The sequence below is a fragment of the Allocoleopsis sp. genome (assembly GCF_036703385.1).
Taxonomy (GTDB): domain Bacteria; phylum Cyanobacteriota; class Cyanobacteriia; order Cyanobacteriales; family Coleofasciculaceae; genus Allocoleopsis.
Genome location: NZ_DATNPA010000178.1, coordinates 1 through 3,336, shown reverse-complemented (window position 1 = coordinate 3,336; position 3,336 = coordinate 1). Strand labels below are relative to the sequence as shown.

Sequence of the window (3,336 nt, the reverse complement as noted above, 5' to 3'; positions counted from 1 at the left end):
ATGCTTCGTCCTTCCACGCGATCGCCTGCGGCACCAGCTCTCGCTGAGCGCACGGCTAGAGGTACTCGTATAGTCCTCTAAAGTTGAGAGGATTGGAATTCTCCCTGTTCCCTAGGGCAGAAGCCCAGATGAGAGTGATAGCGAAAGCGCTGCTATTGGCGATCGCACATTAGCAGACGCTGCGTAGCGAGTAGTAGTTGAGGGGTTGGATTTAGGGGAGCTTTGTCCACATGGCATGAAAAGTCGGTTTTTGGTGAGGCGATCGCACTTGTTGTAGCGATGATGCGATCGCTCTCAACCTCTCCTCTTTTCAGGCTGGTGCTTGTTGTTTACCTTTGAAGTACCAGTAGAGGTTGGCAACGGTTAAATCTGGTACTTCTTGCCAATTTGAGGGAGCTAAAGCTTTCAATCCAGAGGCTGTGGCTTGTTGGCTGACGTAGGATTCGTGTCTTTGGCGTAAGTCAGGCTTGACCATAAATTTAAGTTGGTCACGTAGGGATAGGTAATGAGACTTTGGCTTTAAATTCTCATACAGTAATTGTTCCTCTGGTTCTGCTGCAACTGCTGAGGTTTGATTATCGTCTGAACTCTTAGTAGTTGATACATCAGAACTAACCAAAAGCTGTATCTCCTTTGGGGACAGAGTTTGTATCCAACTAGCGTGAATTTGCCAGGATTCGAGTAACGGTAAATCTTGATTATGAATGCGTGTAAGTTCTGGGAATAGAAAATCTAGCTCTTGTTCAGATTTACACAGGTCAATAACACTTAGGGAATCTTGTCGGATTTTGTCCTGAAGGTGAGACAGGCGATGGCTCACCATATCATGAGCTCCCTGAACTTGAAAACTCGTGGTAATCGCTTGCTCAATTGCCCAAACACATTCCTGTCTACGGAGTTGTCCGGCGGAGCAGGTTTCCTCTAATAGGTGAGGATTATCGTAAATGGCTAGAGCCTGAAACAACATATCCCTTGCGCTATTTATCTCCGAATTTCGGAGGTTCAAATCTTGTAACGTCACTGCTTCTCGGAAACGCTTCATTCCTTGAGCAAAAATACCATAAGCCTCAACTAGCTTTTTGCGGTGCATTTCAAATTTAATGTCATGAGCAACCTCCTCAAGCCGTTGTATTATTTCTGCTCCCTGGTCTTTCAGAGCTTTTTTCATATCAATGAAGCCGTCCTTAACCTCCAGCCTCATTTGCTTTACGTCTTCCCTTAGTTTTAATGTTTGGTGAAGGTTCACTGCTGACAAGGCTACGCCTGCTACCGTTCCAACACCGATTACGGCTGTAGTCGCTTGTAGCACTCCTACGCTGTTCTGGAGAGATTGCAAACCAGACTGAACAAGATCGAGCCTCTGATTAGTTTGTTGAAACCCTCCATTAATGCTGTTCTGGAGAGCTTGCAAACCCGCCTGAACAAGATTGAATCTCTGATTAGTTTGTTGAAACCCTTCATTAACGATGTGGTAGGTTTTTTGAAAACCTTTGTGGGTTTGAATCATTTGTGCGCCGCCCAATATCATCTGTGGAACCGCTAGGAACGGTTCACCTACAACACCAACCGCATGACCAACAATCTGACCCGTTGCAGCATCTCTGACCATACTCAACGGTACACCTGTAGATGAGATGACATGCTTGAGCGTACCAGTGGCAAGTCCAAGCATATGTTCGGGGCGAAATATGAAAAGCATAATGTTTAGCCGATTGGTGCCTAGAAGAAGGGGAAATTACTCGATATTGTAAGTTTGAGTCTTATAAAGAACATCAGAGATTCTACGGAAGAATAAATCCGGTAGGCAAAGATAACCGTGTTTATACGGATTTTCTATCGGCTGAGTCCAGGCATACTAAATGACAAGTTACCCAATCAGCTCAGGCTCTCAGAGAGATTGCAATACTTTCATCGGATGCAGTTGAGCTTTTTCTTGTGAATTACTGGAGAACTATCATGAATGACTATTTCAACACCTTCCTCAATCTCGATGAATCCATCGAGCAACTACTAAAGGATGAGCATAATACTATAGAAATTAAGAAATTTGCCCTAAGTCTAAAAGAGTCAGTTTATCCCTGCCTTGAAGAACTGACACAATCTGCTGCTAGACTCAATAAGTTCGTGTTAGTATGTTCTGATAAGCTATATCATGCTGAAAATGTTTGGTTGTCTAAGCCAAAGATTGCTGAGGCTGAAAAACAAGAGATTTGGGAACAGCTAGGTGAGATTAGTGGGCATCATTACAAAATTGGTATTTTACACATTAAATGTAAAAATGAGGCAGTTACTCAAGCTAACGAATTATGGGATCAGATATGCGATCGCCTTAAAACAGCTTGGTTTATTGATACCAAAAGAAATATCAAAAAAGAAGTAAAATGGAACAAAAAGGAAGGTTTTGTTAAAGCTTTACGCCATGAGTTTAATTACTTTTCATATCAAGTTTTAAACCAAGTAATAAATAAAAGTTTGAATCCAGTTTATAAAGAAATTGCAGCGCTCAATAACGAAGCTATTAAAAGCTGTATCAGTCTTTTCGATAATCATACCAAAACTGAATTAAACCAGAAGATGAATTTGAAAGTTAATGAGATTGAAAACAAGTTTCAAAATTTAGTGAGTCATATTCATAGCCAATCAAAAGGGTTCAAAGAGTCTACAGGTTCACTTTTAGAGGCTTTAGTGAATAAGAATTGGGGCGATATCCCTAGGGAAGAGGTTGTTGAGTTCCAAAAAAACGTTGCTTCAAAAATTGAGAAGTTTATTACAGCAATCTTTGACGACAGAGTTAAATTAGCCACCCAAGCCCTGGAACAAGCGATCGCATTCTACAATGACTTCCTTGAGCGGCAAGAGCGATATCAGCAAGAGACACCAGAACAGCGCGAAGCAGAAAAAGCTTGGATCGACCAGCAACGTCAGCAACTCCAGCAAGTACAGGATGGGATAGAAGCTATACTCAACGCTAGTTGATGGGAATACGGCTAAGGAAGTAAAGGCGCGATCGCTCTCTAAAACCCAGAACGAGCGAGCGCCACCAATCCCCCCTCAAATAACGCTAGGGATTACTCTCCGGCAACTCAAGAGTACTCTGCACAGGCTCAGCGGTTGTATCAATCGTCTTCACCGTATCATCCGCTTGAACACCATCTTTCTCCTTAGCTTTCACCTCTTCCAGCTTTTCCTTAGCAATATTGGTTACCTTCTCAGCTTTGTCTTTAACTTGCTCTTGAAGGTTTTGAACACCGCGCTTGATAGCCTGCCAATCCTTATGGGTTTTCTTATAGTCTTCCATGAGAAAGTCTGCGGTCTGAGAGATTCTTTGATTGAATC

General features: G+C 42.6%; 2 protein-coding genes and 1 pseudogene. 1 reads left to right on the top strand and 2 read right to left on the bottom strand.

The window, feature by feature from the left end:
- Positions 1 to 310: 310 nt before the first annotated feature.
- Positions 311 to 1,699: a hypothetical protein gene (locus V6C93_RS08985; protein WP_333476314.1), complete on the bottom strand. Its 1,389-nt coding sequence runs from the start codon at positions 1,697 to 1,699 to the stop codon at positions 311 to 313.
- 257 nt (positions 1,700 to 1,956) lie between these two features.
- On the opposite strand from V6C93_RS08985, the gene V6C93_RS08980 reads away from it, so the two are divergent.
- Complete coding sequence (locus V6C93_RS08980) at positions 1,957 to 2,976, top strand: hypothetical protein (RefSeq protein WP_333476313.1); 1,020 nt, start codon at positions 1,957 to 1,959, stop codon at positions 2,974 to 2,976.
- 85 nt (positions 2,977 to 3,061) lie between these two features.
- Here the strand turns inward: V6C93_RS08980 and V6C93_RS08975 are convergent.
- Positions 3,062 to 3,336 (bottom strand): annotated as a pseudogene (locus V6C93_RS08975) (photosystem reaction center subunit H); the annotation flags it as partial.

Excerpts from the sequence above, each read along its gene's own strand:
- V6C93_RS08985 (WP_333476314.1), bottom strand. The coding sequence starts at position 1,699 with ATGCTTTTCATATTTCGCCCCGAACATATGCTTGGACTTGCCACTGGT.
- V6C93_RS08980 (WP_333476313.1), top strand. The coding sequence starts at position 1,957 with ATGAATGACTATTTCAACACCTTCCTCAATCTCGATGAATCCATCGAG.